A 25,487-nucleotide genomic window follows, 5' to 3' on the forward strand; every position below is an offset into this window, starting at 1 on the left:
ATAAGCCCATACACCTGCCATCACTTTATCAAAATTTCTCTTTTAACTTTTCATAAGCATCTAAGATTTCAATAAAAATACTGGAATCGCCACCTTTGTCAGGATGATGCAACTTGGCGAGCTCTTTAAAGCGTTTTTTGATCTCTTCTTCCGTGGCATGCACATTTAACCCCAATGCCTCTAAATGAATTGGATCAAATAACTGCGTCAGTGGAAGTCCATTCTCTTTATAATACTGGTGATATACAGCGAAAAAAAAACATGTAAAGACTTCTTTTCGATCCTCATGCGACATGTCTAATAAAACGGTTACAGGATAAGTCACTTGATTCGATTTAAGATCTGATGAAAAAAACTGATTCCAAATTAATGCCACGCCCTCTGGTCTTGGTCTATAACTAAATCTAATGGCGATCTCTTGCTTCTTTAATTGCCTCAATTTTTTCACAAGTTCCATCCTATTCATTAAGTCCCCCCCATAGATTTTAAGTTCTACTCATCTTTAGCTGAAATGGATTTCAAATCATCCTCAATTATTTCCAATCGTTTTTCAAGCTTTTTATACTTTTTATATACAAAATATGGAATTCCAATAAAAAGTGCTAATATTAACACTATATTGAGTAATTGAAAAATAAATGTCCAACTTATTGCCACTAATCCAAGTCTCAACGGCTTGCCTCCATTCTCATTATAAAATTAACAGGTTATATAAAATAAACAATTATTCTAGAGTATTGTCACCCGATTCTAAAAGCGGCTCATACATCATGAGCGCATGATTTTCACATACGTGCTCATCTATAATTTTATCATCATTCATACTTTTTACAACTCTTCTTATTTCATTGTGTCTGACATATGCACCCCAAAATTGAAGTGTGAATTTATGATTTCTCTCATAAATATTGTATTTAAAATACTGAGGCCTATTGGATAAAATAATGCCCACCAAACAATCATTCTCTATAAAAAGCCTAATTTGATAATCTTCATCGGTATCGTTTAAAATGCGCAAATCCCTGTAATTATAAACACAAGTGGCGCCGCTTCCAAAAGGTTGCGTCCTGTTGGCATCCGGAAAGACATCAAAACTATGACGATGCCTTTCTGTAACTGTAAGTGGCGTATGTAATGTCATCCAGTAAATTAGATTGGAGAGCTGACAAAGTCCGCCACCAACACCTGCTTTAAAGCTGCCATAGTGCAAGATCATGCCATCTTTATAGCCTTTTGAAGCAGTGGGATTACCGATCAATTTCCAATAAGAAAAAGTCTCTCCAGGTTTGATGATAATCCCATCAATTTGTCTAATCGCAATTTTCAAATTATTGACTTTGTTATCTTGCAACCACATATCGACATTTTTTAAGGGTCGATATAATGGCGTTTGATGCTTGATAATGCAAAAATCCAAATTTATCTTTGAGTTCTGTTTTGCAAATTTATGATGGTGAATAAACCATTCTATATAACGTCTATAAGTGTAATACTTACGTCCCAAAAAAGCCCTGAGTTTCGATCTGTATATGGGCTTCAGATGTTCAAATTGATCCACCTCAGTCCCTCCTATGTCAATTACTTAACTGCATTTAAAATAAAGAGTGAATAGGGTACATCACCCTTTCGAGTTGCCTTCACGCCAGAATAAAAGTTTTCTGATGCGATATTCTTAAACCCATACGTTTTTAATTTATCCGCAAGCTCTTGTTGACCAAAACCGTCATGACCATGAAAATCTTCATGACCTCCATGAAAATGTCCATCTTCTTTATTGATTTCAACAATGCATATTTCACCGTTCTCATTGAGGTGTTCATATAAAACAGAAAGAATATGATCCACATCTGGAATATGATGCAATACCATAGAACAGTAAATCACATCAAACTTTTCTTCTAGAGGCTGACATGTCAAATCCATTTTTATCGCTTGTATATGCGTTACTGATTCAGAATCCAAAGCATTTATTTTATTCTGAACGATCTCAATCATGCCTTCAGACGAATCAATCAATAAAAGTTTATCAAAATGTGATTTCAGATTGAAGCTCACTAGTGCTGTGCCACAACCGAACTCAAGACCAGAAACATAATGTTCTGATTTAAACTTTGATTTTATAGCCTCGGCAATTTTTTGACCTCTCTCAATATTCTTTTCGTCATCCCATTTTTTCGCAAGTTGATCAAAATTCATTTTTTCCTCCATTTTTAATAATCCTATTATGCCAATACTCTAAAAAATGTATTCCACTTTAGCTTTTTAGACTATACATGGTGATTTTTTCAGACTTCCGGATTGCATGGCCCCATCTATAAGCAATATGCATTCGCACTGTAAATGCATTTTCATTTTAATTCAATTATACAATAATAAAAATGAGCTTACTATAACTATATATAACAAATTCAATGGCTCACTTCTATCCATACCCACTTATAGTTCAGTTATCAATTTACTCGACGTTATAATTGGGCATTTACTTTCGCTTTATTCAAGCTTTCATATCGTTGTATATGAAAAACAGTGCGATCAAACCTTCATGCTGCCTTCTTATTCATGCGGTCTTCTTACTACTTTTAATATATATCCTAAAACACATCATTAAGACTCATTTCAACATAAAAACACCTTCAGTCATTTGTTTAAACAATCTGCTGAAGGTGTTCGGTATTCCTTTCGTCGCTCGAACGCATCTGCTTTGCTGTTGCTGCCTCTCGCTCTATAAGACAAAAGGTTGTTTTTTTCACTGTGTGAAAAACCAGTCGCTCGAACGCATCTGCTTTGCAGTTGCTGCCTCTCGCTCTATAAGACAAAAGGTTGTTTTTTTCACTGTGTGAAAAACCAGTCGCTCGAACGCATCTGCTTTGCAGTTGCTGCCTCTCGCTCTATAAGACAAAAGGTTGTTTTTTTTCACTGTGTGAAAAACCAGTCGCTCGAACGCATCTGCTTTGCTGTTGCTGCCTCTCGCTCTATAAGACAAAAGGTTGTTTTTTTCACTGTGTGAAAAACCAGTCGCTCGAACGCATCTGCTTTGCTGTTGCTGCCTCTCGCTCTATAAGACAAAAGGTTGTTTTTTTCACTGTGTGAAAAACCAGTCGCTCAAACGCATCTGCTTTGCAGTTGCTGCCTCTCGCTCCTTAACTTATTCTTCCCAGTTGTGATACACGTTTTGGACGTCGTCGTTGTCTTCCATGAGATCGATGAGTTTTTGCATGTTTTTGATGTCGTCTTCACTGGTGAGTGCTGTCATGGTTTGTGGTAGATAACGAAGCTCTGCCATGCTGAATTCATAGCCTTGTCCAGCTATTGCATCACGTACATCCGCGAAATCACCGATTTCTGTGTAGATTTCATAGTGATCTTCTTCAACCGAAAAATCTTCACAACCTGCTTCAATTGCTGCCATTTCTATCTCTTCATCATCCATGCCCTCTTTTTTATCGATAACAAGGACACCTTTGCGATCAAACATGAAAGACACACAACCATTAGTGCCAAGATTGCCTTTACCTTTTGAAAAATAACTTCTGACATCTGCTGCAGTTCTATTTGTATTATCCGTAAGACATTCCACAAGCACAGCCACACCACCTGGACCATAACCTTCATAAGTCAACTCAGTAAATACTGCACCATCGCCATCACCGACGCCTTTTTTAACCGCTCGATCAATGTTATCATTTGGCATATTTGCCGCTTTTGCTTTTTCAATTGCAGATTTTAGTGCTGCATTGTATTCTGGATCTCCGCCACCTTCTTTAGCAGCCACCATAATATATCTTCCTAATTTTGTAAACTCTTTTGCCTTTTTAGCATCTTGTTTACCTTTTCTTTGAATAATCGTTCCTATTCTTCCCAAAGTAATCTCTCCTAATCTCTTTATTAGCTATCCTTAATCATAGCATATCTTTACTGATTTTTAAAGCTATAATTGGTGTGAAAAATTACTTGCGAAGTCCTCATACAGACGTTTCTGTCCCGATTATATCATTAATAAGACTCTGGCTGTTCAAATGATTCATCTCATAAAATTTTGTTTACTGCACTCATTCTGATCAAGTGTCAAAGAATAGTCTCATAAGTCACTGTCTACGAAAAATTATAATCTCAATAAAGGGAACGCCATTTTCTCAGCATTCCCCTTATCCCATGTATGTCTAACACCTCTCTGTATTCAGTTTATGCTTATTTTAGAATCAAATTCTAAAGCTTAAAGATTTCGATAATCTCGCTGATGTGATCACATAATTTCACATCAGCAGGCACGCTTGATTCAAGTTTACTATGCGTAGATCTTATGCCCACAAAATGACCTCCAAATGATCTTGAAAACTCATAATCTGTGATACTGTCGCCCACAACAAGGACTTCCTCTGGTTTTAAACCAAACTGTCCACAAAAAACCTCTCCTATCTCAATATGAGGTTTAGGCGTCATAATGCCATCGTCCGCACCGATAAAATCAAAATAATTTAAAATGCTCACTTTTTCTAAACTCTTTAAACAAGAACTTAACGTATCTGAAGTGGCAATGCCAAGAAGATACACTTTTTCTGAAAGATATTTCAAAGTCTCAACAGTCCCCGTTAGCAACTCCACATCCACATGATCATCCAACGTCACTTGCTCAAACACCTCCATAATTTCTAAAAAAGCTATTGACTCTTCCTTATTAGAGAGTTGAGACCAAATGGTGGCAATCTCTGTAGTCGCAAGGTATTGAATCGCACTTTCTTTTTCAAATCCTTCAGCTCTATAACCTGCGTGTTTTTTAAATGCGCCCAAATCAGAAGCATATCCCAATTCTTTCAATCGCTCAAATACAATCTTTAAAATACCATGCCATGTTTTTTCAAATTCAATCAGTGTGCCATCTTTATCAAATAGTATGCCCTTTATCATCTTCAGAAAATGCCTCCATTAAAGTCCCTAATGAACCGGACCTTTTATTTCTTTCTGTGGAATACACTGGATTGACGTAGGCGACGACGTCGCCATTCATATCATAAATACCAAATCTAATCCAACTGTTTGCCAGCTCTAGAGAAACGGGTTGCTCTAAACTCATCGTAGCATGCTCTCGAGTTAATATGCCCTTTTGAATACATCTGCCATTGTAGATAAAGCGTCCTTCAAATTTTTCTGGAGCATCCACATCTCCATGCCACTTTAAAGATACCTCATACTGATCTAGGGTGCCCTTATAACCATCTCCCGGATTTATCAGTCCTGTCATAATATTCAAATCAAGTGACACCCACCTAGATACATAGCAACGTCCATTCCTCAGTCCGTCTTTTAAATTTTGGATGGATAAGCCATCGCAGAATACATAAGTTGATGGATCGCCATAAATACTTGGAGTCGATGCATTTTCATAATACTCCCACGTATAATTGTGTGCATCGCTACCGCCTACACCAAATAGAGTATAACCCTCTTCCCATATCCAATCTAGAAATGCGACTGCTTGTCGATTCGCCTTAGGTGCGTCCACATAAGTTGGATCACAAATAACCTCTAAAGTATCCATCTCTAAAATCGAATTTTCTTTTTCCTCATATGCCCACGGTTTCATGAAGGGATGATTGACCGATATAATGGCGGTTTCCCTATATGTTTTCACCCCTTTGAGAAGTATGTTTTCAGGTGTTTCGAGCAATGGTGACAACACATCAGCTGTATCAACACCCCAAATATTCACATGTCCGTTTGGCAACGTCAATTCAAAAGATGGCATGATCAACATTTGACTTTGCCTATGTCCAAAGGGCATTCGATTGTGTTCCGTAAGTGCCATAAAATCCAGTTTTGATTTTTCAAGTACATTTATTGCCTCATGAGGTGTCATCTTGCCATCAGAAAATGTTGTGTGCCCATGCAAGTCCCCACGATAATATCTGGACTCAGGATTTACAATTTTATCAGGGTCTAAATCTCTTGACGGACCAAACCATACCTTTTCGATATAAAACGACTCATCCAATACAGCTTGAATGACATCTGTCTCTATTCTCACCGTACAGACGCACATTGTCTCAGGTTCTTGTGCTTGAAGTACGATGAATTCGAATTTATATTCGCCCTCAAGGGGCTCATGCATCATCGCATTCATTGTCGCCATTTCTTTCCCAAATTGAATTGCTGTGGGAAAGGCATAATGTCCGTGAACGATCTCTCCTATAAACTCTCCTAAAGGGTTATAAATCCGCACATAGAGATGACAGCTCCCCACTAAAGTAGAATGAATCGTCACGCTTCGACCAGGCGCTTTAATGTCAACATATTGAGTTGTGTATAATGTTTTTATGGGTTGTTCAAATTTAATCATATCTTCCACACTACTTATTTATTTTATCCAGCTCTTTTTGAGCTTTCTCAGCTGCAACATCAAGCGCTTCTTTGGCAGACATATTTTCAATTTCAACTTTGTCCACGGCCTCTTTAAGTGCGTTGATTATACTCCCACCTGTAGGATCAATGAATTCTGGCACTGCATATAAATCAATTTGCTTGAGTGCCGCATCAGCATCTGGGTTTGAAGCTAGGTATTCCTTATAACTTGACAAATCCAGCACGGATTTTCTCACCGCTGCATAACCTGTTGCAATGGCAAACTTAGCGGTATTGTCTGTTGAAGTTGCAAAAGTAACAAAATCAGCTGCCCCTTTTTTCTGATCTTCTGTCAGATTAGAATCGTTTGGGATAAAGTACATTAAACTGCTGAAATAAGGTGCTGGATCATTGGACCCCCAACCCGGTTGATGCACCACAGCAAATTCATTTTTATAACCTTCTGTATTCGCCTTTTTAACGGCTTCCAAAGCAATCACGTAATCCCCTGGTGAACCCGTATATCCTAAAGACTTTCCGTAAACCCAGTCGTCCATAGTTTTATACCAGTATTCCCAGCCTTGTCCACCAGAGTGAATTTTCATAATTTTATCATCGTGAAGCCAAACGCGAACTTGCTCTAAAACATTCACCCATTCAGCGGAATTAATCAAAACGGTCTTACCATCTTCTGATAAAAAATGAGCGCCATTGGATCTTGCCATGTCTGCAATGTTGCCTGTACCCCACATAGGTTCCCATACATAGCTAATCTTATCCTTGTTTGTATCTTTGCCTATGATGTCGGCACGCATATCTGCTATTGATTGCCAAGATTTGAGATCTGCCACAGTTTTACCCGCTTCTTTTAAAACCGCTTTGTTTACATAAAGGACTTGTGACGTGCCATATGCTGGTGCTACCATTAATTTTCCATCCATTGTTGCGGCCTTTAAAAAACCGCCCACAATATCTTTCTTGTCATATGAGCTCGGCATATAATCTTCAAAAGGAGATACCAATCCCTTTGAAGCAAATAAATTGTAAGATCCACCTGCCACTAGTGCCGGTACCTGATCGGCCGCATATGCTGCTTGAAGCTTTTCATCAATTTCTGAATAACTTCCAACCACTACTGGTTTAATCACATATTGCGTTTGAGAAGCATTGTAATCCGCAATGATCTCGTTCAATCCATCTCCAAGTGAACCACCAAGCGCATGCCAAAATTCAATAGATACAGGTTCTTTTGTAGTATCCGTTTCTGAACTTGTCGATGCTTCAACTGGTGTCTTCACAGCTTGTTCTTCTGATTGTCCTTCTGATTTTTTCTCCATCACTGCATTTGTGCCACATCCACTTAACAATAATGTCAAGGTAAGTGTAATTGTCAATAATCGTTTCATCTCTTTTTCCTCCTATTTTGTACCGCTGTCCTCTTTAATCCCTGTTAAAAACCACTTTTGAGTCAATATGAAAATCACTATAATGGGCAAAATCGCCATTGTGCTTGCCAGCATGATTTGTGACCAGTTCATGCCATAGGCGCCATCTTGTATAAAAAATTGCCTCAACCCTTGTGAAATGAGGTATTTGTCTTGACTCTTGAGCATAATACTTGGCCACATGTAGCTATTGTATTGCTGTACAAAAGTTAAAACAAAGACCGTATAAATTGCTGATTTATTTAAAGGAAAAATCACATGCCGTATGATTTCCATATGACTTGCGCCATCTATCCTCGCTGCCTCCACATAGCTTCGATCTGTCTTGAGCAATGACTGTCTGAGCCAGAAAACCGCAAAGACACTTGCGAGATTTGAAAAAATCAATCCAGTTAAAGTATCCACGAGTTTCATCTTTGCAAGGATCACAAATGCCGGTACATAGGTAACAGCACTGGGCAACATATAAGTGCCGAGAACAATCCAAAAAAGTATTTTCATCCCTTTACTGTTCATAAAAACGATGGCATAACTGAACATAAGTGCTATCCAAATCATCAACGCACTTCCCACAATCCCTACGAAAATACTGTTGAAAGCATAGTTTTCAAAATGAAGTGTTTCAAGATTTGCAAGCATTTCGCCAAAGTTAAACTGGTTAGGCAAAATTTTATAGGGCTCTTGCCAAATTTCGTTATTGGTCTTAAATATTCCAAAGATCATCCAAATAAAAGGGAAGGCAAAAATTAGGGATACAAACATCAGAAACACGTGCCTAATGCCTTTTAATAAATTTACGCTCATCCTTTCCTCCTAGTCATAATGGACATGTTTCTTAGAAAACCATGTGCTGATAAGAGACAACACCACAATAATCAATAAAATAACCATTGCAACGGCATTGGCTTCTCCCATGTTGTAATTTTGAAAAGCCTTTTGATAATACAAATATAAAAGCGTGGTTGTACTACCACCTGGTCCGCCTTGTGTCATAATCTGTATTTGATCGTACACCTGTATAGAGGCAATTAAGTTGATAATCCCCAAAAAGAATGTTGTCGGCGAAATCAATGGCAATGTAATGTGTAAAAACTTATTAAATGTGCTACAGCCATCTAGCGTTGCCGCTTCATAAGTGCTTTCTGGAACTCTTTCCAGAGCACCGAGATAGAAGAGCATCGTCCATCCAACAGATTTCCAAACTGTAAATATGACCACAGCTAACATTGCCGTGTCTGAGCTCTTTAACCATTCAAGTGGCGCTATAGAGAATAACCCTAAAAAATAGTTTAACAGGCCTTTTTCGGGTTCGAAAATCCATGACCACACCAACGACACTGCCACGGTGGGGGTAATCCAAGGTGAAAAAACTACCAATTGATAAACTCTACAGCCTTTAAAGTTCTTGTATAGAAGCAACGCAAGACTGAGGCCAATCATCATTGTTGGCAGAATAGAACCTATTGCAAAAACAAATGTATTCCATAAGGCCCTAAAAAAATCGGAATCATTAAAAATATAACGATAATTGTCTAATCCTACAAAATCAAATGCAGGTGATATATAATCCCAGTCTGTGAAGCTGATCCCGAATGCCATAATCAGCGGTATGATCCAAAATAAAAACAAAGGGATCATAAAAAAAATCGTATACACAAATTGTGCTCTAGGGTTTGGTTTCATCTAAAACTCCTTTCGAGCCTAGACTAACAGTCCACCGTAAAGAAAAAGAAAAAGCCAAGTTAAGAGCCTGTTAAATCTGCTCTTTTCTTGGCTTTTTAAAATAAAATTTTGTGTTTTCTTGGTTTTCAATGCACTTCTAAAAGAAAATGCTCTAGGAATGGCCTAAAGCATCATTTAAGGATAGAGCTTTATTGTATTATACAACATAAAAATTGACGCCTCTTTTTTCCAATGCGGATTGCCATTTATCATCAAATAATTTAGTTGTAATCAAATAGTCTAATTCTTCAAGCTCAAATGCTCTGAAATGAGCTATAAATCCAAATTTGGACTGATCGGATAAAAGCATTTTAAAGCGCGCTCTCTTTTTTACACTTTGCATAATTGCAAAAGTCACATCATCCGTATTAGTGACTCCCCCTTTAAGATCAATCGCATCACAGGAGAATATCATTTTATCAAAATGCATCTGTTCAATTGAATGATCAAAGATTGGCCCATATGTCGTCATGAGGGACTGATTGACATCTCCTCCGATGAAAATGAAAGCACTCTCGGATGCCTTAAAGTGTTTTTCATAGCCTTCAACCACGTATTTCATCAACAGGGCAATTGAGGGCGTCACCAAAGTGATACCTCTTCGATTGTCCAGATAGTTCAGAAGGTATGAAACCGTTGAGCCGCCATCTACATAGATCATATCACCATCTTTTAAAAATGCCACAGCTTTGCGGCACAACTTTTTCTTTTCGTCAATTCTCAAATGTTGTTTATACTGATAGTGATATTGTTCATGGTAGGCTATTTCCTGTTCCTTCTTCAGCCCTCCGTGTACCCTTGTCAAATCATAATTTAGATTCAAATAATCGAAATCTTGCCGAATGGTTTCTTTACTCACGTCGAATAAGTCTGCCATATCATTTAAAAAAATCTGCCCCTCTTTATCCACGAGCCTTAAAAGTTCTCTTCTTCTCTTATCCACCTTGCTTGCCACTTGTAATCTCCAATCTCATGATATCTTTCTCCTAGAGTAGATTATCATTTCTTTGTTAAATACAAATGAAATTTATTCAATTTTTTTCATATTTTCTTTTTGCTTTTTCATTGCATCTTATGGTATCTACGTAATAAGCTCTAAACCCGCAGAGTTATGTTGCGCTCTAGTTTATAAAGTTCATCCATAATTTTAAGATCGCTTTAAACAATCGCTAATATGACCTATTTAAAGTAGGCTCTATAATCGATCAAGCTCTACCAAAACACAATTCAAATAAACCGTATTGATCCCTGCTGCTTCTGACTGATCTATCATTTCCACAGTGAAAGTATCCGGTTGAAACCATATGTTTTCAATCCCAAGTTCAATCACTTCTTCAAGTGATTTTTGAGCGAATTTAGGTGCTACTACCACATCTACACAATCCACTTTCTTAGGTAAATCGCTTAAAGACGCATAGCAAACATCTCCGTCTACCTCTTTATAATTGGGATTAACTGCATAGACTTCATAACCAAAACGCTTTAATTTTTTGTAGATCTTATTGCCATATTTCGAAGCATTATCTGTAGCTCCAACAACTGCCCATACTTTCTTATCTAGCATTTGCTTAATTTGTTCATCCATAATATTTTCTCCTTTATATTTGATTTCACTGTTGTCAATGCAGTCATACGATTTCCCCATTATAAAGTGTTAAATAGCAAGGCTCCAAAATTTTAATTTCGACGTTGCTAGAGGTCAAATCAATTAATCTTTCAGATAACTGCTCTTGTTCTCCTTCAATAACGTAAAGTAATATGACTACATGGTCACTGAATTGCGTGTCTTCTAATACAACATTGTCCATAAGCATTAACGCATTTTGAATTTTGCCATGCATTGGATATGCTAAGGTTAACTCTACTTTTCTATAGACTGCCTTATTCACAATTTTTGCTTGCTCAATCGCTTTCTGCGCGGCTTCCGTATAGGCTCTAACGAGGCCTCCCGTTCCAAGTTTTATGCCTCCAAAATAGCGCGTAATTACGATGCACAAGTTTGTAATACCTTCCCTTTTCAACATTTCTAAAACAGGAACGCCTGCAGTGCCAGAGGGTTCACCGTCATCAGAATATCTCTGAGTGCTCATATCATCGCCAAGCAAATAAACGGGCACATTATGAGTCGCAGTGTAATGTTTCTTTTTAATGCGTTCAATGAAAAGAACTGCTTCTTCTTCTGATTCTATTGGCATTGCATAGCCAATAAATTTTGATTTTTGAATGCTGATTTCGATTTCACTTTCACCCAAAATCGTCTTGTATGGTTTCATTTACCCTACTCCTCGATTTTTAAATAATGTTTGTATTTGTTGTAATCAGCTTCTGAAACTTCTGTCTCTATATAAGTTCCCATCTCCAAGTGATCGATTTTATCAACTTTATAAGTCTCACAAATATATGAAGCCGCTTTGCCATCTGTATATGGAATCACAAAAATGACCTTTTTCATATGGCTAAAAAGATGCGTTTTAATTTTTTCAACAAGTAAAGCTATATTTTCGCCTGTTTTAGCAGAAATATGAACTGACTCTTCCAAATCGCCAATGACTTTATCAGGTACCAAATCCATTTTATTAAATACCGTGATCATCTCTTTATCCCCAGCGTGGAGTTCATTTAGAACTTGTTTTGTGACTTCCATTTGCATTTTATAGGAATCATTTGATGCATCCACAACATGCAAGAGTATATCCGCCCCTAAAGCTTCTTCAAGGGTCGCTTTAAAGGCGTCAATGATGCTATGAGGCAGTTTAGAAACAAAGCCAACTGTATCTGTTAGAATAAACTCTTTTTTATCTTCTAGTACAATTCGCCTTGCAAATGTGTCTAGCGTTGCAAAGAGCATATCCTTTTCAAACACTTGCTTATCCGGCTCACCTTCAATGGAATGATTGATAAAATAATTTAAGATTGAAGATTTACCTGCATTTGTATAGCCTACTAAGGCCACCACAGGCACCTCCATTTTCTTTCTCAACTTTCTTTGGACGGTTCTATTCTTTTCAGATTCTTTAATCTGTTTTCTAATTTCATCAATGCGCTCATTGATTCTTCTACGGTCTATCTCTAGTTTTTGCTCTCCTGGGCCTCTTGTGCCAATTCCACCCCCAGTACGAGAAAGCGAAGCGCCAAGTCCAGTGAGTCGTGAGGCTCTATAACGCAATTGCGCAAGCTCAACTTGAAGCTTCGCAATTTTAGTCTGTGCCCTAACTGCAAATATATCCAGAATAAGTGCCGTTCGATCAATAACAGTGGTTTCAAGTAAATTCTCTAAATTCCTAATTTGAGCACCCGATAACTCATCATTAAAGATGACGATATTGGATTCTGTATCCTGAATGGCCATCTTGACTTCTTCTACTTTACCAGCACCTATAAAAGTGGCCGCTTCAATGGATGCCTTATTCTGAATGATAATATCTGCCACTTCTGCACCCGCAGCAAGTGTAAGTTCCGCAAGCTCGTTCATAGACTCTCTAATGTCAAATTCATCTTTTAGGCCCTGGTAAAGCCCTACTAAAACAGCACGTTGCGTTAATATCTGATTTTCTTCCATAAATATATCACCTACTTTTCATAAGGTAATTATACTATAAAACAATAATATTACAAAAAGATTATTTAAGAGTTAATTAATTTAACACCCTGATTTAAATATGTTATAATACATTGAGAATTTCCGTGAGGAAATGTGTCATTTTAGAGCATTGGAGGTCTTTAAATGGAAAGTAATAAAACGGCTTCTCCTAAAAAGAATGCAAGTCAGAAAAGAAAAAAGAAAAAATCAAGTGGTACGTTTTTAAATATACTCAAAGTATTTCTAATTCTTATGATCGTTGGTGGTTTACTTGGATCGGGAGTTGTTTATTTCTATGTGAAAAACGTGCTGAAAGATATCAAGGCAATTGATCCAACTTTAATTGAAAAAGCACTTACTGAAAATTCCATAATTGTAGATGGTGAAGGCCGTGTTTTGGAACAGATACAAAACAAAAATGGCCTTCGTACAGTTGTCCGATATAATGATATAAGCAAAAATCTTATTAATGCTTTTGTCGCTGTGGAAGATAAAACATTCTGGGAACACAATGGCTTTAATATTGTGCGTCTGTTCGGGGCTGTAAAAGATACCATATTGACGGGTAAGCGCCTCGGTGGTACAAGTACAATTACGCAACAGCTCGCTAGAAATATCTATTTGACAAATGAGCGTAATCTTGAGCGTAAAATTAAAGAAGCCTATTATGCGATTGAAATTGAAAAATATCTAAAGAAGGAACAGATCATTGAGGGTTATCTCAATCTCATTTATTTGGGGTCTGGATCATATGGTGTTGAAGCGGCTGCGCAAACCTATTTCTCAAAGAGCGCAAAAGATTTAGATCTTGTGGAAGCCGCTATGCTTGCCGGTGTTCCAAAAGAACCTGAAAGATATCAACCCATGATTAAAAAGAATAGAGATAAGGTTAAACCTGGCGACTATGTCATAGACGATTCTGATCCATTGTATACCATTATCTATAATCCGGGATGCGAAGACCGTTACAAACTTATTCTTTCTCTGATGAAGATCAATGGTTATATCTCTGAAGAAGAGTATCAAGTTGCAAAGAATACAGATTTGAGAACAAAGCTCCATCCAACTAAATCAACCTCAACTGAAATATCTTCCTATTTTTCAGATATGGTCAAAGACGAGGTGATTAAAGATTTAATTGCCGCCTATGGTTATACCTATGATGAAGCTTCAAACTTGCTTTATACAAAGGGGCTAGTGATCCATTCCACCATTGATTTTGATATGCAAAAGATTCTTGAAAGCAATTACGATGCAGATAATTTTACCTCTTATTTTGGTGAATCCACTTATGCTGCTGTCAAAGCGTTTCAAAGTAAGTATAATCTCTCTGCTGACGGCATCGCTGGACAAGGCACCATTGCTAAAATTGGTGAAGTCACCGGCATGGATACCTCTGTATTTACTCAGAATCTCTACAAAAAAGGCTCTGATGGCGAAGAAGTTATCTTGCTAAAAAAAGCGCTTTACGGACAGGGCTTTTTACAAAACAATGAAAACTTTCCGAAAGTAACAGTTACTTTTAATAAAGAAGGAAATATCATTTCTGAAGAGACTAAAAATACAATTCTTTACAAGCAAAGCAATTTTATCAATGCCGAAAAACAGTTGATGATTCCATCTAGCGATTATAAATTTGATGATCAAGGCAACCTTGTCTTGCTTAGAAACAAACGTTTGAGTTTCTACGCGCATTCAAAAGATGATCAGCTTACAAGTATTCAAGTTGTTGTGAAAAACACATTCACCTACAACGAAGAAGCAAGTGGCAAAAGTAGTGGCAAGAAAAATATTGAAGGGCTCTATACCTATGAAGGCCGAGATGTGTCCATTCCAAATGAGTATAAATCCTTCGATGCTGATAAAAATGTCGTTGTAGATAAAGCCTTTTTATCAAAGGAACCTGACTTTTTCAAAATTGATGGCAACCAAACATTGCTCATTGATAAGAAAAATTATTATGTAAGTGATACAGGCATCATTCAGCCACAATCTGCCATGGTGATCATTGACTATCATACAGGCCAACTTAAGGCCATCGTCGGCGGCCGTAATATTTCTGGTCAAAAGATATACAACCGTGCTATAAATCCAAGACAGCCCGGCTCTTCGATAAAACCACTGTCTATTTATACACCTGCTATTGATTCTCTTAAATATACTGTGGCAACTCCGATTGATGATCGTCCACTTTATTTAAATGACAATCCCTCAATCAGATGGCCTTATAACTGGTATGAACATTCGAGCACTTATCCTAAACACTGGGGCCTTGTAACGCTGAGAAAGAGTATGCAATATTCAATTAACACAGTGGCGACTTTCATTGCAAACGACCTCGGTGTGGAAACTTGTATTTCATATTTGCAAAAGTTTGGTATTACTTCATTGGTTACTGAAGGCGGCACAAGTGACATGAACCTCTCTTCTGTTTCTATGGGGGGAATGACTCAAGGGGTTTCTCCTCTTGAAATGACAAATGCTTATGGTGCAATTGCCAACAAAGGTGTTTTAACAGAACTGATCACTTATACCTCTGTAGAAAACAACAAAGGTGAAACCATACTTGAAAATAATCAAACTAAAGACGTGGTTGTGGATGAAAACGTAGCTTATATTGTTCAAAATATGATGGAATCCACTGTAACATCTGGAATTGCATCTTCTGCAAGAATTTCACCCAATAACAGTACCATTCCTGTGGCAGGTAAGACAGGTACGACATCCAATAAAATGGATGCATGGTTCATTGGCTTTACACCTTATTACGTTGCAGGTGTGTGGTTTGGCAATGACGTTAACATGCCACTTGATCAAGGGTCAGGCATTTCCGCTCTATTCTGGAAAACAGTCATGAGCGAAATTCATGCTGATTTGGAACCTAAAAAGTTTGAACGGCCAAGCGATATTGTCACAAGTAAGGTCGATACCATGTCTGGGAAACTCCCTACGGATTTATCTTATATGGACCCTAGAAATACGGTTATCAGCGAAATTTTCATCAAAGGAACTGAGCCGACAGAAGAGGATGACGTGCACGTTGCAGGCTCTATTTGCCTAGAAAGTGGAAAACTTGCAACCCCTAATTGTCCTACTACCCTTGTGGAAAATAGAGTATTTGTCAAACGACCTATACCATATGTTCCTGAAGAAAACCTAGATAATAGGGGCAACCCAATTATTTTAGGAGACTGGATTTATGAACTGCCCACAGAGGAGTGTGATATTCACAACAGTACAATCATAGATACTTTTGATTATAGTAATTATGAAGGCGTCACACCTACAATCAAATTTGCCGATGGCAGTACAGTGGTTCAAAGGCCGTTCTTTATTGAGCTCAATGATGGTCAAAAAGTATTGTTGCCTATTGATACCAAAATTTTGACTGACAACTCAATTTTGTTCCCTGATGGCTCCACAATTCCAGCATATATGATTAAGTTTATTCCTTCTTTTACAGCAGAAGATCTCGATCGTATGAACACAACGCCTAGTATAAAAGACGCAATTCAAGGTGTTGACGATAATAGCAATGTTAGCGAAGACAATTTAAATACAAATAATTAGACTCAACTTAATTTTCATAACGTAAAGAACGACCTTATTCAAGTTTGATAATTCTTGAATGAGGTCGTTTTTATTTGTACTTGGATATTTTATTCTCACGTATAGGATCAGCTTCTTATAACATAAAATTATATGCGCTTAAATGCTATTCTCGAAGTTCACCTCTGGAAATAATATAAGTTTCTCTTTGATCAATTGCCTGAGCGATGAGTGCTTCTCCATTTAAAAGATTTTCAGAGTAGATGATCTTATCCACTTTGGGTTTCGTCACAACTCGATCTGGTAAAAATACAGTACAGCAATCTTCATAAGGTAAAATCGAAATATCAAAAGTATCCAGTTGTTTGGCAATCTTGATGATGTCCACCTTATCATAGGCAATTAGTGGTCTTAAAATAGGCATATCCACAGCGTTATTAGTCACTGTCAGCCCTTCCATAGTCTGGCTCGCAACTTGTCCTATATTTTCCCCAGTAATAAGGCAACCACAGCCATATGTCAATGCTAATTGCTCCGCAATTTTCATCATAAAGCGTCTGGATAATATGGTCATTTCTTCTGAGGGACACTTCTCGTTAATAGCTTTTTGAATCTCCAATATATTGATACTGTGTATTTTTAAATTTCGGGTATACTTTGTCAATTTTTTCCCCAAATCAATTACCTTTTCAAGCGCACGATCACTGGTAAAAGGATATGAGTGAAAATGAACAGCTTCTAACTCAACGCCCCTTTTCCCCATTAAATAGCCTGCCACTGGGCTGTCTATGCCTCCTGATAATAACAACATGCCTTTACCTGCAGTGCCATAGGGCATGCCACCAGGACCCGGTATGCGTTCACAATATATATAGGTATTTTCTCGGATTTCGAGCGTTAAAGTAATCTGAGGATTATTGACATCCACTTTTAAACCCTCAACATTTGATAGAATATAGCCACCAACTTTCTGACATATATCCGGCGATTTCATCGGGAATCCTTTATTGGCACGTTTGGTTTCCACTTTAAAAGTAGTGGCGCCTGTTAAAGTCATTTGCCTCTTAACTTCAGCCAGACCTTCTCTTTTCATGAGCTCGAAGTCATTATCAATTTTGTGCGCTATACTTATGGAAACAACACCAAAAATCTTAGTAACCGCATCAATAACTTCATCATGATCTTTAGCTTCATACTCTACATATGCTCTGCCATGACGGTCTAAAACATAGGCATCAGCAATATGCTTTATAGCCCATTTGATGTTTTGAATAAACTTCTTTTCAAAATAACGTCTATTCATTCCCTTAAGTCCAATTTCACCGTATCTTATTAGAATAATTTCTCGCATTTTATTTCCTCTCTGTTGAAACCCTATTTCCATAAATCATGACATTTGTTTCGCCATTCTTTTCAACACTTTATTCTTTTAACGTCTTTTAATAATGCTTCTCAGCGCTTTTACTTCCTTACAAATGATTTCAGAGGCTTTGAGAATCTCTTCTACAGTATTCTGTTTAGAAAAACTGATTCTAATGGCCCCATCCAATCGCTCATCTTCATGAAACATTGCTTTTAAAACGTGAGAATAGCTTTTCTTTTTAGAAGAGCATGCCGAGCCCGTGGAAACATAAATCGAGTTCATTTCAAGAGTATGAAGTAATACTTCACCTTTGATCCCTCTAAAAGAGACATTGAGAATATAGGGGCTTACTCTATCTCCAATAGAGCCGTTAACTTCAAAATCATCACAGTTTTCTTGTAAATATTCAATCATTTTGGATTTTAAAATTTTAACATGTTCTAAATGCTTTTCCAAATCTTTAAATGCGCCCTCTGTTGCTGCACCAATTGAGGCAATGCCATAAATATTCTCCGTTCCAGGGCGCAGACCCTTTTCTTGTCCACCTCCGTAAACCAAGGGGATCAAGGATATGCCCTCGCGCACATAGAGGCCGCCACTGCCCTTAAGGCCGTTAATCTTATGAGCACTAAAGGACATTAAATCTATATATGATTTCTTGACATCCAATCTTATTTTTCCAAAACTTTGTACAGCATCCACATGATAGACAATTTTAGTGTTGTTAGCCCGATTGTAATTGTGAATAATCTCCCCAATTTCCTCGATCGGCTGAATCGTACCAATCTCATTATTGACATGCATCATAGTGACGAGTACAGTCTCTGGATTTAGGGCGCTTTTAAACTCATCTAGGTCTAGAATGCCCTCTGTATTGACTTTTACATAATAGGCATCAAATCCTTTTTTAGACATCTCTTCAACACAATTTAAAACAGATGGGTGCTCAAAAACTGATGTGATGATCCGTCCCTTCTTGCTTTTAGGGACAGCACCTTGAATTGCAAAATTATTTGCTTCAGTGCCACCACTTGTAAATAGGATCTCTTTCTCATTTACATTGAGTGCCTTCGAAATTTGAGTACGGCTTTTCTTAATATACTTCTCACTGTTAACACCCAATCTATGAAGTGATGAAGGATTTCCAAAATCGGTATACATCAATTTTAAAATCAACTCTTTTTGAGCTTCATCTACTGGTGTAGTTGCACTGTGATCTAAATAAATCATAATATTCACTCCCTTACAGACAATATAGAATTTTATATTATGAATCACAAAAAGTAAAGCATTTCATTAAATATTCTATTTTTTTAAAACAAATAGAAGTGTATACTTTTTCTTATTGCTTTTATAAACTTCTATAATATTATATAATAATTTTGAATTCAAATTAAGTAATTTATTTTTGGAGGCATTCATGAGAAAAAAAGTTGCTGTGGTATTCACAGGAGGCACGATTTCAATGAAAGTTGACGAGAGGCTAGCTGCAGCCGTTCCTGCCCTCTCCAATGAAGAAATTATGTCTATGGTTACAAATATTGATAAAGTTGCAGATATTGAAGTTATTGACTTTGGCAGTTATCCAAGTCCACACATGTCACCCACGCTCATTCGTGAACTTTCAAAAATTGTCAAAGACCTTATTAAAAGAAGCGATATTGATGGGATCGTCATTACACATGGTACTGATTCTCTTGAAGAAACTGCTTACTACTTAGATCTAAACATCAACCCGACAAAACCAATTGTTATGGTTGCCGCTATGCGCAATAATTCTGAATTGGGCTATGATGGCGCTAGCAATTTATCATCTGCTATTTGTACTGCAGTTTCTAACGACTCTATCAATAAAGGTGTTCTCATTGTACTCAACAACGAAGTAAATTCAGCCAGAGAAGTAACAAAAACACATACATTATCGCTTGATACGTTTAAATCATTAGAATTTGGACCACTTGGAATTGTTGACAATGATGAAGTCCTTTTTTACAGAAACATCATGAAACACGAGCACATTGAAACCGATCAAATTGAAACGTCAATTGAGCTCATTAAAACATGCGTCGGCTCTGACTCTAACTATATGAAATTTGCCATTGATCACGGTGCAAAAGGATTTGTTATTGAAGCCATGGGACGAGGCAATGTACCACCTGAAATGATTTCAGGTATAGAACTGGCAATCTCCAAAAATATACCCGTTGTAATCGTCTCTAGATGCCCCTCTGGACGTGTTTTGGATTCTTATGGATATCTCGGTGGCGGTAAAAACTTAAGAGATTTAGGTGCTATTTTCGGTGGAAATTTAAATGGTCAAAAAGCACGCATTAAGTTAATGCTTGCGCTTGGAAAGACAAAAGATTTAAATGAAATTAAGTCCATTTTTGAATCTACATTCTATAAGTAAATATTAACCGAAGACAGCTCTTCATAAAATATTTGATTAAATCGTATAAAATGACTCCTTTGAACTATAGGGAGTCATTTTTTCTTTACGATGCCTGATTGATCTAAATTTTCGCCCATATTAAAACAGATATCAAAAATAACTTTCGATATCTGTTTGATTTCAAATCGGACTATTTAATACCATTATATTACGCTACAAGGTATCACGCCACAACATTAATTTTCACGGTCTGTTTCTAATCCAATATTATTGTTTATGAAATTACTTCTTCTATCTCTATGGAATAATCCATGGATAAATCAACAAATGCATTAGACACTTTAATCAATGGTCTATTCAATGCATATTTATTGATATAAACGACTTCTCCCTCTCTTCCATCAGATAATCTGACACGATTATTTACAAAGTACGCCGCTATATTGCTTAAAAAAACTTCTGCAATCTTAGGGTCCAGCCCTCTAAAGCTCTCATCTTTTATAATTGTAAACGCCTTAAACGAAGAAACACTCTTTTTATAGATTTTATCGGATGTAATTGCATCAAAAACATCGGCAACTGCAACAATCCTCGCTAAATAAGGTGTCTGTTCTTCTCTTAATCCACTTGGATATCCGCTCCCATCACTTCTTTCATGATGAAATAGTATCGCCGCTAAAACCTCTTTTGGAATCGTTGGATTATTCTTTAAGCTTTCATACCCAAATCGAGAGTGCATTTTCAGTTGCTCAAATTCTTCTTCTCTCAATCGTTCTGATTTAAACAACAATTCTTGAGAGACTTGTGTCTTCCCAATATCGTGAAAAAGGCCTGAGAGAGCAGCCATATAGATCATTTCCTTATCAAGTGTTAACCATTTACAAATCATTGCGCTAAGCATTGCTACATTAACGGCATGCGTAAAATGATAATTTTCATTAATTGTAATTATCCTCAAACTTCCTAAAATATCATTATCAGAAATTAAGGTATCTGTTAACGCTATTAAGTCCTCTTTAACAACACTTGCATCAAAATCAAAATGCCTATTTTGAATTTCAAAATAGAGTGCCTTAAATTGTGACAATACATTACCATAAGCATCATTTAATTCTTGAAGCTTGTTACCCATTGTAATTCTATGACTTTCTCGGGAGATGGCCTCATCAATTTCATCAATGTAAACAAAAAAAATACCATGCTTTCTGAAATAGTCTAAATGCTTTTCAGCGATTTCAGTCCCTTGTGACAAAATAATATTACCAAGATCATTATAGATATCTTTTGATAAACACATCCCTAGAGTTAGTTCTTCTATTGCAATTTCTCTCATAATAGCCCCCCACTCAATGATCTCAACATAATCTTATCACATATTATTATTGAGTGCCATAATTTTCAGTCTTCTTTCAACAAAATGAATACAAATATGTGACAAATAGTTCTCGAGAACCATAGTCAGTTAAACTTGAGAATATGCTATAATAGTATACAAGAACTATTTTCGGAGGACACAATGAAAATAATAGAAAAAAAATTTGAAAAAGATTATAGTTATGTCACGACACTTTTTAGCAATAAAAACGTCGCTTTTATTGACATCGAAACAGATGGCTTGAGTCATAAAAATAAAATTGTCTTAATTGGCATGGTTATTTTTTCTACTCAAGCTGAAGAAGGCATCGTAATTCAATTGTTCAATGACGATTATCAATCAGAACGCGATATTTTGACACATTTATTTACATTACTTGAAGCACATAAAATCCAATATTTTATAAGCTTTAATGGCGATTCTTTTGATTTTCCTTTTATGAATGCAAGATTAAAGGCACTAAAATTAAATCGTATGCTCAATAAAAAATTCAATATTGATTTGTTGAGAGTCGTAAGGAAAAACAAAGCGCATTTTCCTTTTGAGAAATATACATTAAAGTCACTCGAAAAATTTGTTGGCATTGAAAGATCTGATACCATTAGTGGTAAAGATAGCGTGGTGCTTTATCACAGTTATATCGAAAGCAAAAATCCTAAACTCGAAGAAATTATATTGCTTCATAATTATGATGATATTATTAATATGGTGCCTTTGCTCCACATCTATCAAAAAATCAAATTTGATGCTCTTTATATGGAGTGTGATCTTGCAGGCAAGCCATATTTTTTACTTTCCTGCGAGCTTAAAAACGACATTTGTAGAATTTTACTGGGTCACCCTTATAAAACGCCACGTATAGAATGTTACTATGAATCTTTGGGTTCAACCTTTGATCAAAAAATCGAATATACGGCAATTTCATTTGAAATAAAGCAACTAAAAGCAAATGATTCCAATACTACTCTTACTGTTGTGAATACGCATTCTGTTTTTAATCTTGATTTCTCTTCATTAAATCAAACCAGCAAAGAAGCTTACTTAATTGCGGTCGACAACCATCTTTATTGGGAGCATATTGTCGATGTTATAAAACAAATTCATCATATGTATGTATAAGCAGCATTTAGATCATCTCTCGATACCTCTAATCCATTTTCGCCGATGATTTTACCGAATGAAACCTCAGAAACAAGCAAGAATAAGGGATTTATTGAATCTCCACCCCAACTATTGACATAGAACCGTTATTTTAAGAAAAGCGCTTTTATTACAGTCTATCCTAGATAGTGATCTGTAAAAAAGCGCTTGTGTTATACTTATTTCTATTTTAAATCAAGAGTCCATATTGATATTCAATTATTCCGTACCGTTACCAATCTCAAATTGTTATCAATTCCAAAAAATAAAAAAAGAACTCTTAAGTTCAAATTTTAAACTGCTTGGTGCCCGGAGGCGGAATCGAACCACCGACACGGGGATTTTCAGTCCCCTGCTCTACCGACTGAGCTATCCGGGCAAAATTGTGGTGGGCATAAGTGGACTCGAACCACCGACCTCACGCTTATCAGGCGTGCGCTCTAACCAGCTGAGCTATACGCCCACAATTTTTAGACTAAAGTCTACAATGGTCGGGGTGGCAGGATTTGAACCCGCGGCCCTTTGGTCCCAAACCAAATGCGCTACCAAACTGCGCTACACCCCGATATTTTTTATATTTAGTTTTAATGAAACTTGGCAGGGGTGACAGGGTTCGAACCTACGACACGCGGTTTTGGAGACCGCTGCTCTACCAACTGAGCTACACCCCTAAGATGTTTATACTTATAAAATATGGTGGGCCTTCAGGGACTCGAACCCCGGACCGTCCGGTTATGAGCCGGGCGCTCTAACCAGCTGAGCTAAAGGCCCCTTTAAATTTAATGGCGGAGAAGGAGGGATTTGAACCCTCGCGCCCCTTATCAAGACCTACTCCCTTAGCAGGGGAGCCTCTTCAGCCACTTGAGTACTTCTCCATTAAATTTGGCGGAGAGGGTGGGATTCGAACCCACGTGGGCTTTCACCCTAACGGTTTTCAAGACCGCCCCGTTATGACCGCTTCGGTACCTCTCCATATTTGGTGATCCATCCGCGACTCGAACGCGGGACACCCTGATTAAAAGTCAGATGCTCTACCGACTGAGCTAATGGACCATATTAAGTTGGCTGGGGATACAGGATTTGAACCTGTGCATAACGGAGTCAAAGTCCGGTGCCTTACCGCTTGGCGAATCCCCAAAGTAATGGTGGGAGTTATAGGGCTCGAACCTATGACCCTCTGCTTGTAAGGCAGATGCTCTCCCAGCTGAGCTAAACTCCCATGGGTTATCGTTTTGCAGGTAATGACCTGCGCCTTGTGATTCAATCACTAAAATGTTTCTGGAGCGGGTGAAGAGAATCGAACTCTCACAACCAGCTTGGAAGGCTGGGGCTCTACCATTGAGCTACACCCGCAAGTATGGTGGAGGGAGAAGGATTCGAACCTTCGAAATCGCTGATAACGGATTTACAGTCCGTCCCCTTTGGCCACTCGGGAACCCCTCCGGAAATGTGGAGCCGGTGATGGGACTCGAACCCGCGACCTACTGATTACAAGTCAGTTGCTCTACCAATTGAGCTACACCGGCATCTAATTACTTTACATCAATACACCTGCTGGTGCAATATAAACAACTTACTTGATCTTGTTTATTAAAACTTAAGTTAAATTGTTTAGTGGCGACCTAGAACGGACTCGAACCGTCGACCTCCAGCGTGACAGGCTGGCGTTCTAACCAACTGAACTACTAGGCCGCAATATTCACTTTATAGTTGTGAACAAAACTAATGGTGACCCCTAGGGGAATCGAACCCCTGTTACCGCCGTGAAAGGGCGGTGTCTTGACCGCTTGACCAAGGGGCCATGATCTAGTTCAATAAAAATGGTAGCGGCGAGTGGACTCGAACCACCGACCTTTCGGGTATGAACCGAACGCTCTAGCCAACTAAGCTACGCCGCCATGTACTACTTTGTGTTATTGTTGACAATTCAAACAACTGATTATACAACAACCATCTACATAACTTCATATGAATGAAGTTTGGTGCCGAAGACCGGAATCGAACCGGTACGATCGGTAAGGATCGCAGGATTTTAAGTCCTGTGCGTCTGCCAGTTCCGCCACTTCGGCTAAATGGCTCCAAGGGAGGGATTCGAACCCTCAGCCTATCGGTTAACAGCCGAGTGCTCCACCATTGAGCTACCTTGGAACATAAACCAGCAACGTTCTACTCTCCCAGGCAGCTGCCCGCCAAGTACCATCGACGCTGGAGGACTTTACTTCTGTGTTCGGTATGGGAACAGGTGTAGCCCCTCCGCCTTCATCACTGGATTCACATTTTGTTACATAAGCAAGAATAATATTATCATATTTTATTGTTTATGTCAACAGATATTTTTTTGAGTTGTTATGTGTGCCAACACGCTTTTTACATTTAGTGCATAAAAACAGTGTCAGCTAGAATTCTCGCAAGTGAGAATTCACACGAGTTGCATCTATCAAAGATAGATTGCAGACTTACACACTCAAAATTGCATATATCAGATCAACCGTTTTGTTGCGTGGTCTTAAACCTTATACTGTGTTTGCACGTGGACACTAGGGTTCTCGGCGTTTACTTCGTAAAAGCCTGCCACCTTCTGTGTT

20 protein-coding genes, 18 tRNA genes and 1 rRNA gene are annotated in these 25,487 nt (G+C 37.7%); 3 read left to right on the forward strand and 36 right to left on the reverse strand.

Annotated features, from left to right (window positions below; translation table 11 throughout):
• Positions 1-28 precede the first annotated feature (28 nt).
• From ISU02_RS11805 to hflX, 14 genes are all read right to left on the reverse strand, one after another.
• Positions 29-466: a J domain-containing protein gene (locus ISU02_RS11805; protein ID WP_194702046.1), complete on the reverse strand. Its 438-nt coding sequence runs from the start codon at positions 464-466 to the stop codon at positions 29-31.
• Positions 467-492: 26 nt separating this feature from the next.
• Positions 493-672: a hypothetical protein gene (locus tag ISU02_RS11810; RefSeq protein WP_194702047.1), complete on the reverse strand. Its 180-nt coding sequence runs from the start codon at positions 670-672 to the stop codon at positions 493-495.
• A gap of 52 nt (positions 673-724) precedes the next feature.
• Positions 725-1,558 (reverse strand): VanW family protein, encoded by an 834-nt coding sequence (locus ISU02_RS11815; protein WP_323985040.1) that lies wholly within the window; start codon positions 1,556-1,558, stop codon positions 725-727.
• A gap of 20 nt (positions 1,559-1,578) precedes the next feature.
• Positions 1,579-2,196: a class I SAM-dependent DNA methyltransferase gene (locus ISU02_RS11820; protein WP_194702048.1), complete on the reverse strand. Its 618-nt coding sequence runs from the start codon at positions 2,194-2,196 to the stop codon at positions 1,579-1,581.
• 949 nt (positions 2,197-3,145) lie between these two features.
• Positions 3,146-3,862, reverse strand: coding sequence for a YebC/PmpR family DNA-binding transcriptional regulator (locus tag ISU02_RS11825; RefSeq protein WP_194702049.1), 717 nt, complete (start codon positions 3,860-3,862; stop codon positions 3,146-3,148).
• 344 nt (positions 3,863-4,206) lie between these two features.
• Positions 4,207-4,905 carry an HAD family hydrolase gene (locus tag ISU02_RS11830; RefSeq protein WP_194702050.1) on the reverse strand — a complete coding sequence of 233 codons (699 nt, stop codon included), beginning with the start codon at positions 4,903-4,905 and terminating at the stop codon, positions 4,207-4,209.
• Positions 4,883-6,334 (reverse strand): CehA/McbA family metallohydrolase, encoded by a 1,452-nt coding sequence (locus ISU02_RS11835; RefSeq protein WP_194702051.1) that lies wholly within the window; start codon positions 6,332-6,334, stop codon positions 4,883-4,885. Before ISU02_RS11835 ends, ISU02_RS11830 begins: the two co-directional genes overlap by 23 nt.
• 10 nt (positions 6,335-6,344) lie before the next feature.
• A complete protein-coding gene (locus tag ISU02_RS11840; protein WP_194702052.1) occupies positions 6,345-7,742 on the reverse strand; it encodes an extracellular solute-binding protein in 1,398 nt (465 codons plus the stop codon).
• A gap of 12 nt (positions 7,743-7,754) precedes the next feature.
• Positions 7,755-8,585, reverse strand: coding sequence for a carbohydrate ABC transporter permease (locus ISU02_RS11845; protein ID WP_194702053.1), 831 nt, complete (start codon positions 8,583-8,585; stop codon positions 7,755-7,757).
• Between the two features lie 9 nt (positions 8,586-8,594).
• Positions 8,595-9,464: a carbohydrate ABC transporter permease gene (locus ISU02_RS11850; RefSeq protein WP_194702054.1), complete on the reverse strand. Its 870-nt coding sequence runs from the start codon at positions 9,462-9,464 to the stop codon at positions 8,595-8,597.
• Between the two features lie 196 nt (positions 9,465-9,660).
• Complete coding sequence (locus ISU02_RS11855; RefSeq protein WP_194702055.1) at positions 9,661-10,458, reverse strand: DeoR/GlpR family DNA-binding transcription regulator; 798 nt, start codon at positions 10,456-10,458, stop codon at positions 9,661-9,663.
• A gap of 240 nt (positions 10,459-10,698) precedes the next feature.
• Positions 10,699-11,088 (reverse strand): CoA-binding protein, encoded by a 390-nt coding sequence (locus tag ISU02_RS11860; protein ID WP_194702056.1) that lies wholly within the window; start codon positions 11,086-11,088, stop codon positions 10,699-10,701.
• A gap of 43 nt (positions 11,089-11,131) precedes the next feature.
• A complete protein-coding gene (locus tag ISU02_RS11865; RefSeq protein ID WP_194702057.1) occupies positions 11,132-11,776 on the reverse strand; it encodes a YigZ family protein in 645 nt (214 codons plus the stop codon).
• A 5-nt stretch (positions 11,777-11,781) separates the two neighbouring features.
• Positions 11,782-13,062: a GTPase HflX gene (hflX, locus tag ISU02_RS11870; RefSeq protein WP_194702058.1), complete on the reverse strand. Its 1,281-nt coding sequence runs from the start codon at positions 13,060-13,062 to the stop codon at positions 11,782-11,784.
• A 165-nt stretch (positions 13,063-13,227) separates the two neighbouring features.
• Here hflX and ISU02_RS11875 point away from each other — a divergent pair, with 165 nt between their 5' ends.
• A complete protein-coding gene (locus tag ISU02_RS11875) occupies positions 13,228-16,653 on the forward strand; it encodes a transglycosylase domain-containing protein (protein WP_194702059.1) in 3,426 nt (1,141 codons plus the stop codon).
• A gap of 145 nt (positions 16,654-16,798) precedes the next feature.
• Here the strand turns inward: ISU02_RS11875 and thiI are convergent, their stop codons facing one another.
• Both thiI and ISU02_RS11885 read right to left on the reverse strand, forming a co-directional pair.
• Complete coding sequence (gene thiI / locus ISU02_RS11880) at positions 16,799-17,983, reverse strand: tRNA uracil 4-sulfurtransferase ThiI (RefSeq protein ID WP_194702060.1); 1,185 nt, start codon at positions 17,981-17,983, stop codon at positions 16,799-16,801.
• A gap of 78 nt (positions 17,984-18,061) precedes the next feature.
• Positions 18,062-19,225, reverse strand: coding sequence for a cysteine desulfurase family protein (locus ISU02_RS11885; RefSeq protein ID WP_207736278.1), 1,164 nt, complete (start codon positions 19,223-19,225; stop codon positions 18,062-18,064).
• 190 nt (positions 19,226-19,415) lie between these two features.
• On the opposite strand from ISU02_RS11885, the gene ISU02_RS11890 reads away from it, so the two are divergent.
• Positions 19,416-20,405 (forward strand): asparaginase, encoded by a 990-nt coding sequence (locus ISU02_RS11890; RefSeq protein WP_194702061.1) that lies wholly within the window; start codon positions 19,416-19,418, stop codon positions 20,403-20,405.
• Positions 20,406-20,661: 256 nt separating this feature from the next.
• On the opposite strand, the gene ISU02_RS11895 is transcribed toward ISU02_RS11890, so the two are convergent.
• Positions 20,662-21,720 (reverse strand): HD-GYP domain-containing protein, encoded by a 1,059-nt coding sequence (locus tag ISU02_RS11895; RefSeq protein WP_194702062.1) that lies wholly within the window; start codon positions 21,718-21,720, stop codon positions 20,662-20,664.
• 183 nt (positions 21,721-21,903) lie between these two features.
• On the opposite strand from ISU02_RS11895, the gene ISU02_RS11900 reads away from it, so the two are divergent.
• Positions 21,904-22,881: a ribonuclease H-like domain-containing protein gene (locus tag ISU02_RS11900; protein ID WP_194702063.1), complete on the forward strand. Its 978-nt coding sequence runs from the start codon at positions 21,904-21,906 to the stop codon at positions 22,879-22,881.
• A 324-nt stretch (positions 22,882-23,205) separates the two neighbouring features.
• On the opposite strand, the gene ISU02_RS11905 is transcribed toward ISU02_RS11900, so the two are convergent.
• The 19 genes from ISU02_RS11905 to rrf form a co-directional block, all read right to left on the reverse strand.
• Positions 23,206-23,281 (reverse strand) — tRNA-Phe (locus tag ISU02_RS11905).
• A gap of 7 nt (positions 23,282-23,288) precedes the next feature.
• Positions 23,289-23,365, reverse strand: a tRNA-Ile gene (locus ISU02_RS11910).
• A gap of 25 nt (positions 23,366-23,390) precedes the next feature.
• Positions 23,391-23,467 (reverse strand) — tRNA-Pro (locus ISU02_RS11915).
• Between the two features lie 30 nt (positions 23,468-23,497).
• Positions 23,498-23,573: transfer RNA gene (locus tag ISU02_RS11920), tRNA-Trp, on the reverse strand.
• A gap of 23 nt (positions 23,574-23,596) precedes the next feature.
• Positions 23,597-23,673: transfer RNA gene (locus ISU02_RS11925), tRNA-Ile, on the reverse strand.
• 12 nt (positions 23,674-23,685) lie between these two features.
• Positions 23,686-23,777, reverse strand: a tRNA-Ser gene (locus tag ISU02_RS11930).
• Positions 23,778-23,785: 8 nt separating this feature from the next.
• A tRNA-Ser gene (locus ISU02_RS11935) sits at positions 23,786-23,874 on the reverse strand.
• A gap of 5 nt (positions 23,875-23,879) precedes the next feature.
• Positions 23,880-23,955, reverse strand: a tRNA-Lys gene (locus ISU02_RS11940).
• Between the two features lie 9 nt (positions 23,956-23,964).
• Positions 23,965-24,039: transfer RNA gene (locus ISU02_RS11945), tRNA-Gln, on the reverse strand.
• A 6-nt stretch (positions 24,040-24,045) separates the two neighbouring features.
• Positions 24,046-24,121 (reverse strand) — tRNA-Val (locus ISU02_RS11950).
• 60 nt (positions 24,122-24,181) lie between these two features.
• A tRNA-Gly gene (locus ISU02_RS11955) sits at positions 24,182-24,255 on the reverse strand.
• A 5-nt stretch (positions 24,256-24,260) separates the two neighbouring features.
• Positions 24,261-24,345 (reverse strand) — tRNA-Tyr (locus ISU02_RS11960).
• Between the two features lie 7 nt (positions 24,346-24,352).
• Positions 24,353-24,428 (reverse strand) — tRNA-Thr (locus tag ISU02_RS11965).
• An 89-nt stretch (positions 24,429-24,517) separates the two neighbouring features.
• A tRNA-Asp gene (locus ISU02_RS11970) sits at positions 24,518-24,594 on the reverse strand.
• 34 nt (positions 24,595-24,628) lie between these two features.
• Positions 24,629-24,703, reverse strand: a tRNA-Glu gene (locus ISU02_RS11975).
• Between the two features lie 20 nt (positions 24,704-24,723).
• Positions 24,724-24,800 (reverse strand) — tRNA-Met (locus ISU02_RS11980).
• A gap of 82 nt (positions 24,801-24,882) precedes the next feature.
• Positions 24,883-24,971, reverse strand: a tRNA-Leu gene (locus tag ISU02_RS11985).
• Between the two features lie 4 nt (positions 24,972-24,975).
• Positions 24,976-25,050, reverse strand: a tRNA-Asn gene (locus ISU02_RS11990).
• 5 nt (positions 25,051-25,055) lie between these two features.
• A 5S ribosomal RNA gene (gene rrf, locus ISU02_RS11995) occupies positions 25,056-25,172 on the reverse strand.
• Positions 25,173-25,487 lie beyond the last annotated feature (315 nt).

This window comes from Fusibacter ferrireducens, assembly GCF_015352425.1.
Lineage (GTDB): Bacteria > Bacillota > Clostridia > Peptostreptococcales > Acidaminobacteraceae > Fusibacter_A > Fusibacter_A ferrireducens.

Coding starts and splice junctions, on each gene's coding strand:
- ISU02_RS11895 (WP_194702062.1), bottom strand. CDS start 21,720: ATGAGAGAAATTGCAATAGAAGAACTAACTCTAGGGATGTGTTTATCA.
- ISU02_RS11850 (WP_194702054.1), bottom strand. CDS start 9,464: ATGAAACCAAACCCTAGAGCACAATTTGTGTATACGATTTTTTTTATG.
- ISU02_RS11845 (WP_194702053.1), bottom strand. CDS start 8,585: ATGAGCGTAAATTTATTAAAAGGCATTAGGCACGTGTTTCTGATGTTT.
- ISU02_RS11865 (WP_194702057.1), bottom strand. CDS start 11,776: ATGAAACCATACAAGACGATTTTGGGTGAAAGTGAAATCGAAATCAGC.
- ISU02_RS11805 (WP_194702046.1), bottom strand. CDS start 466: ATGAATAGGATGGAACTTGTGAAAAAATTGAGGCAATTAAAGAAGCAA.
- ISU02_RS11875 (WP_194702059.1), top strand. CDS start 13,228: ATGGAAAGTAATAAAACGGCTTCTCCTAAAAAGAATGCAAGTCAGAAA.
- thiI (WP_194702060.1), bottom strand. CDS start 17,983: ATGCGAGAAATTATTCTAATAAGATACGGTGAAATTGGACTTAAGGGA.
- hflX (WP_194702058.1), bottom strand. CDS start 13,062: ATGGAAGAAAATCAGATATTAACGCAACGTGCTGTTTTAGTAGGGCTT.
- ISU02_RS11885 (WP_207736278.1), bottom strand. CDS start 19,225: ATGATTTATTTAGATCACAGTGCAACTACACCAGTAGATGAAGCTCAA.
- ISU02_RS11840 (WP_194702052.1), bottom strand. CDS start 7,742: ATGAAACGATTATTGACAATTACACTTACCTTGACATTATTGTTAAGT.
- ISU02_RS11860 (WP_194702056.1), bottom strand. CDS start 11,088: ATGGATGAACAAATTAAGCAAATGCTAGATAAGAAAGTATGGGCAGTT.
- ISU02_RS11890 (WP_194702061.1), top strand. CDS start 19,416: ATGAGAAAAAAAGTTGCTGTGGTATTCACAGGAGGCACGATTTCAATG.
- ISU02_RS11835 (WP_194702051.1), bottom strand. CDS start 6,334: ATGATTAAATTTGAACAACCCATAAAAACATTATACACAACTCAATAT.
- ISU02_RS11900 (WP_194702063.1), top strand. CDS start 21,904: ATGAAAATAATAGAAAAAAAATTTGAAAAAGATTATAGTTATGTCACG.
- ISU02_RS11820 (WP_194702048.1), bottom strand. CDS start 2,196: ATGAATTTTGATCAACTTGCGAAAAAATGGGATGACGAAAAGAATATT.
- ISU02_RS11830 (WP_194702050.1), bottom strand. CDS start 4,905: ATGATAAAGGGCATACTATTTGATAAAGATGGCACACTGATTGAATTT.